Source organism: Nocardiopsis lucentensis DSM 44048 (genome assembly GCF_000341125.1).
In the GTDB taxonomy this organism is placed as follows: domain Bacteria; phylum Actinomycetota; class Actinomycetes; order Streptosporangiales; family Streptosporangiaceae; genus Nocardiopsis; species Nocardiopsis lucentensis.
Genome location: NZ_ANBC01000060.1, coordinates 1 through 4,720, shown reverse-complemented (window position 1 = coordinate 4,720; position 4,720 = coordinate 1). Strand labels below are relative to the sequence as shown.

Here is a 4,720-nt window from a genome sequence, read left to right as displayed (position 1 = left end):
CGGCGGGGACGAACAGCCACGGGGTCGCCGTCCGAAACGCCGTCCCGGCCAGGACCGCCGCCAGCAGTGCGGTGACGGACGCGACCCCCGCGCGGCGCCGCCGGGTGGCCGCCGCCGGACGGCTGGAGAGCACCGCCACCGGGTCGGTCCGCCCGGCGCGCAGGGCGGGCGGGAGCGCGGCGGCCAGTGCGGTCAGGGCGCCCAGCGCCCAGAACGCGGCGAGGTCCGCCGCGGGCAGGATCAGTGAGGGAAAGACCGGGTCGCCGACGTGGCGCAGACCGGCCGACACCGCCCAGGCCGCGCCCAGTCCCGCCAGCGCGCCCACGGCGCCGGCTCCGCCGCCGACGGCCGCCGCCCCCAGGAGCACGGTCCGGCGCAGGGTCCGCGCGTCGCCGCCCTGAGCGCTGACCAGAGCCAGGTCACGCTCGGCGCGGCGGGCGCGCACGGCGAACGCGGGTCCCATGACCAGGCACGCCAGGACTGTTCCGGCGGCGAGTCCGCCCAGGAACAGCAGCCGGGTGTCCGGGCCCGCGGTGGGCTGGCCGCTCAGGAGGGGGACCTCGGCGGGAGGGGGCGGGTCGGAGACCACCGCACGGCTGTAGACGGTCGATCCGGTCTCGTTGATCCGCAGGACGCGGTCCCACGTCACCGGTTCGGACCCGGTCACGAACCACACCGACACCGCGGTCGCGGTACCGAGCTCTCCGCCGGTGTCCAGCAGCGTGCCCGGAGCCAGGACGACCTGGGCGGGGTTGCGACTGGCCGGGGCCACGCCCGTGACCGTGACGGTACGGGCGTCGCCGCCGTCCGCGGCGAGCGCGATCCCGTCGCCCGGCTCCAGGGACAGGCGTCGGGCCAGTTCCCGGCTCACCAGGGCCTCGCCCGGTTCGGTGGGCGCGGTCCCCTCCAGGGGCGCGAAGGCGTCGGCGAGCGGGCCGTCGACGGGGGCCTCCAGGGCCTCCAGGCCCTCGGTGGCCCGGTCGCCGCTTCGGGCCGTCACGGTGCCCGTCACCGCCCGGACCAGATCCGATCCCTCGGGGAGGAGGTCGAGCAGGGTCGCCTCGTACTCCTCGGGCGACGGCGGTTCGGCGTCCGCGCCACCGACCATGAGGTCGTCGCGCGGCGTCTGCTGGACCGGGCCGGGCAGGTGCCAGGTGATCCGTGCCTGGGCGGAGTCGCCGAGCATCATGCGGTTGAGGACGGCGGCGGGCGGGGTGATCGAGCGGAGCAGGACGTCCCCCGCGGTAGCCCCCGCCACCACGAGGACGACGGCCGCGGCGATGAGCGCGGTCGCGGCGCGGTTGCGCGCCGCGTCCCGGAGCGCCAGGCGCAGCGCGGCCCGCCACGGAGCGGTGAGGGAGCGCGCCATCACACCCCGCCCTCGGTGTCCGCCGTGATCAGTGCCTCCAGGCCGAGCCGGCCGCCGGTGGAGGTGGCGACCCGGCCGTCACGGAGGAAGACCGTGCGGTCGGCCCAGGCGGCGTAACGGGAGTCGTGGGTGACCAGGAGTCCGGCGGCGCCCTGGTCGACGCGGTCGCGCAGCAGGGCGACGACGTCCTCGCCCGTGGTCGAGTCCAGGGCGCCGGTCGGTTCGTCGGCGAGGATCAGCCGTCGCGGTCCGACCAGGGCGCGGGCGATCGCGACGCGCTGACGCTGGCCCCCGGAGAGCTGCTCGGGGAAACGGTCGGCCCGGTCGGACAGGCCCACGTCGTCCAACGCGGCGGTGGTCAGCGGACGGGCCTCGCGCGGGGGCAGGCCGTCCAGTTCCAGGGGGAGGCTGACGTTCTCGGCGGCGGTCAGGGAGGGGATGAGGTTGAAGTCCTGGAAGACGTAGCCGATCCGGCGGCGGCGCAGGGCCGCGCGCTGGCGGGCGGTCAGCGCCTCCAGGGCGTCGCCGTCGACCAGGACCGAGCCCCGGGTCGGGGTGTCCAACCCGCCGGCGAGGTTGAGCAGCGTCGTCTTCCCGGAGCCGGACGGGCCCATGACGGCGACGAGTTCGCCGGGCGCGACGTCGAGGTCGATGTCGGTGAGCGCGTCGACGCGGGTGGGTCCCTCGCCGTAGACGCGGGTGAGGCCGCGCAGACTCAGCTGGGGGGTGGGGGCGTCGGTCACCGGCTCGCCTCCGGGCGTCGCGCCGCCTCCGGGGCACGCGTGGCCGCGGGCGCGGAGGCTCCGCCACGTGTGCGCGAGGCCCGTGCCAGGCGGGACTCGACGTGGTCGAGCCACTGCATCTCAGCCTGGGCCGAGAAGACGAGCGCGTCCAGGACCAGGTCCCAGGCCAGGTCCGCGTTCGGGTCCTCCTCCGTGGCCTCCCGCCCGCGGCCCGACCGCTTCAGGCGCGTGTAGTCCTGGAGGCCGCGCAGGGTCTCGGCGCGCTGGGCGTCCACGACGGCACGCACGTCGACCCCCGGCGTGGTGACCGCGAGCGCGAGCTTGAGCGCGAGTTCGTCGCGGGCGGGGGCGCCGCGCTTGACGGGGCTGTTCCACCACGACTCGACCTCGGTCCGTCCGGCGTCGGTCAGGGCGTACCGCTCGGGTGCCTCGGGGTCGTCGTCGTGAACGGAGGCGATGAGTCCGTCGCGCTCCAGGCGACCCAGGGTGGTGTAGGCCTGCCCGATGTTGAGCGGCCACGTGCCACCGCTGCGCGCCTCGAACTCGGCGCGGAGCTGGTACCCGTGCTTGGGGCCGTGGGAGAGCAGGGCGAGGAACCCCTGGCGGACTGACATGAGACACCTACTTACTGAGTAACTAGCTCCACGATACTTACTCGGTAACTAATCGCGCAAGGCTTCGGGTCAAGGGATCGCGACGCACGGTGAAATCGCTGGTGCGCGCATACGAATCGCCCTCGTTTACGCCGATCTCACGATCGAGCGGGTACTGTTTGCGATGTGATCTGTCCCAAGTGCCAGAGCCCCATGCGTACCTACGACCGACAGGGCGTCCACATCGACCGGTGTGACGTCTGCCAGGGCATCTTCCTGGACCGGGGTGAGCTGGAGAGCATCATCGCGGCCGAGCAGCGCCACTACGCGGCGCCGCCTCCGCCGGACCCGAGCGCCCCCCAGCCCGGTTACCACCAGGCCCCGCCGCAGCCCTACCCCCAGGCTCCGCCGCCGGGGTACCGCCAGGGCGGTTACCCCGACTCCCCGCGCGGCTACGGCGGCTATCCCGACTCCCCGCGCGGCTACGGGGGGTACCGGGACTCGCCCAAGCCCTACCGCGGTCGGCGCAAGAAGAGCTTCCTGGAAGAGCTCTTCGACTGAGCCGCGCGTGCATCCGCTGATCTGCACGCGCTGCGGGGAGTGGAACGAGACCCCGGACACCAGCGCGGGCGCGTCCGTCCTGCGCTGTGTCGCGTGTGGGCTGACCCGGCCGTTCGCGCGCCTGCCGCTGTACTGCGTGTCGGGCCCGAGCGGCACCGGGAAGTCCACCATCGCCGGGCTGCTGCTCGAACGACTCCGCGACCGCTTCGTCGTGCTCGAACAGGACCTGCTGTGGGTGGGCGGTCTTCGTGACCCCGCCGGGCACCACCGCCTGTTCCGCTCCACCTGGCTGCGCACCGCCGCCATGGTGCAGCAGAACGGGCGGCCGGTCGTGCTGTGCGGGACCGTGGTCCCCCCGGAGTTCGAGCCCCTCCCCGAGCGCGCGCTGTTCTCCGACATCCACTACCTGGCGCTGACCTGCGACCCCGACGTCCTCGCCGAACGGCTGAGGGCCCGTCCCGCCTGGCGTGAGTGGGACGAGGAACGGATCGCCGAGACGCTCGACTACGCCGCGTGGGTCGCGGGGGAGGGGCCCCGCCTCGACCCGCCGCTGACCCTCGTCGACACCACCGACACCGGGCCCGAGCGGACCGCCGAGACCGTGGTTCGGTGGGTCGAGGATCTGCACGCGCGCTCCGGCGCGGCGGCCTGACCCTCGACCTCGGGCGTCGTCTCCCCGGCCACGGACACCGAAGCCGCGAACGCCGACGGCCCCGCGCGCGCCCGGGGCCGTCGGCGTTCCGTTCGTGGGCGGTCGGGGTCCGAACCTCAGAAGTCGAAGCCGCCGAAGTCGCCTCCGCCGAAGTCCCCGCCCCCGAAGTCGTCACCGCCGACGTCCCCGACGTCGCCCATGTCACCGGCGCCCATCATGCCGCCGCCCAGCATCGACCCCATCATGGAGCCCATCATCATGCCGGTGAACATGCCCATCATCATGTCCATGCCGAAGTAGCCGCCGGCGTAGGGCGAGTAGGCCGGTCCCGCGTCGTAGTACGGCCGTCGCTCACCGCCCACCTCGACCAGGCGCACGTCCGGCTGTCCGCCGGTCCGCACGGCCTGCGCGCACGCGGCGCACGCGGTGACCGAGCGGGGGGCGCCGCCGGGCGGGGCCCAGGTGACGTCCTCGGTGGACGGGCCGTGCTGCGGGTTGAAGAAGCAGGGGCCGCGCCGCTCGGGCACCGGCTCGCCGCTCATCCGCGCCCGGGTCGCGCTCATGTAGTAGCGGCCGTCCTCCAGGGCGCTGGTGACCATGCGGACCTGGTCGGGCTCGGAGATGGTGTCGAGCAGGGACTTGGCCTGGTCGTAGGAGTCCATCGCCCGCGTGTAGTCGGCGCGGGTGGCCTCGTCGACGGCGGTGAGGTCGATCTCCAGGCGGGCGACGTCCTCGCCGAGCCGGACGACGTCCTCGGTGGCCATCTGCCGGATCTCGGCGAGTTCCCTGGCCTTCTGGGCCG

General features: G+C 74.3%; 4 protein-coding genes and 2 pseudogenes. 2 read left to right on the top strand and 4 right to left on the bottom strand.

The window, feature by feature from the left end; genetic code table 11:
- The 3 genes and pseudogenes from D471_RS0101820 to D471_RS0101810 form a co-directional block, all read right to left on the bottom strand.
- Positions 1-1,369 (bottom strand): annotated as a pseudogene (locus tag D471_RS0101820) (FtsX-like permease family protein); the annotation flags it as partial.
- The gene (locus D471_RS0101815; RefSeq protein ID WP_017597047.1) at positions 1,369-2,112 is read right to left on the bottom strand and encodes an ATP-binding cassette domain-containing protein; all 744 of its coding nucleotides are present in this window, start codon (positions 2,110-2,112) and stop codon (positions 1,369-1,371) included. The gene D471_RS0101815 and the pseudogene D471_RS0101820, both read right to left, overlap by 1 nt.
- Complete coding sequence (locus D471_RS0101810; RefSeq protein ID WP_017597046.1) at positions 2,109-2,726, bottom strand: PadR family transcriptional regulator; 618 nt, start codon at positions 2,724-2,726, stop codon at positions 2,109-2,111. Before D471_RS0101810 ends, D471_RS0101815 begins: the two co-directional genes overlap by 4 nt.
- Positions 2,727-2,891: 165 nt before the next feature.
- Here D471_RS0101810 and D471_RS0101805 point away from each other — a divergent pair, with 165 nt between their 5' ends.
- Together D471_RS0101805 and D471_RS0101800 are read left to right on the top strand one after the other, a co-directional pair.
- Positions 2,892-3,266 carry a TFIIB-type zinc ribbon-containing protein gene (locus D471_RS0101805; RefSeq protein ID WP_083924021.1) on the top strand — a complete coding sequence of 125 codons (375 nt, stop codon included), beginning with the start codon at positions 2,892-2,894 and terminating at the stop codon, positions 3,264-3,266.
- 7 nt (positions 3,267-3,273) lie between these two features.
- Complete coding sequence (locus D471_RS0101800; protein WP_017597044.1) at positions 3,274-3,918, top strand: AAA family ATPase; 645 nt, start codon at positions 3,274-3,276, stop codon at positions 3,916-3,918.
- Positions 3,919-4,034: 116 nt separating this feature from the next.
- Here the strand turns inward: D471_RS0101800 and D471_RS0101795 are convergent.
- A pseudogene (locus D471_RS0101795) lies at positions 4,035-4,720 on the bottom strand (chemotaxis protein CheA); the annotation flags it as partial.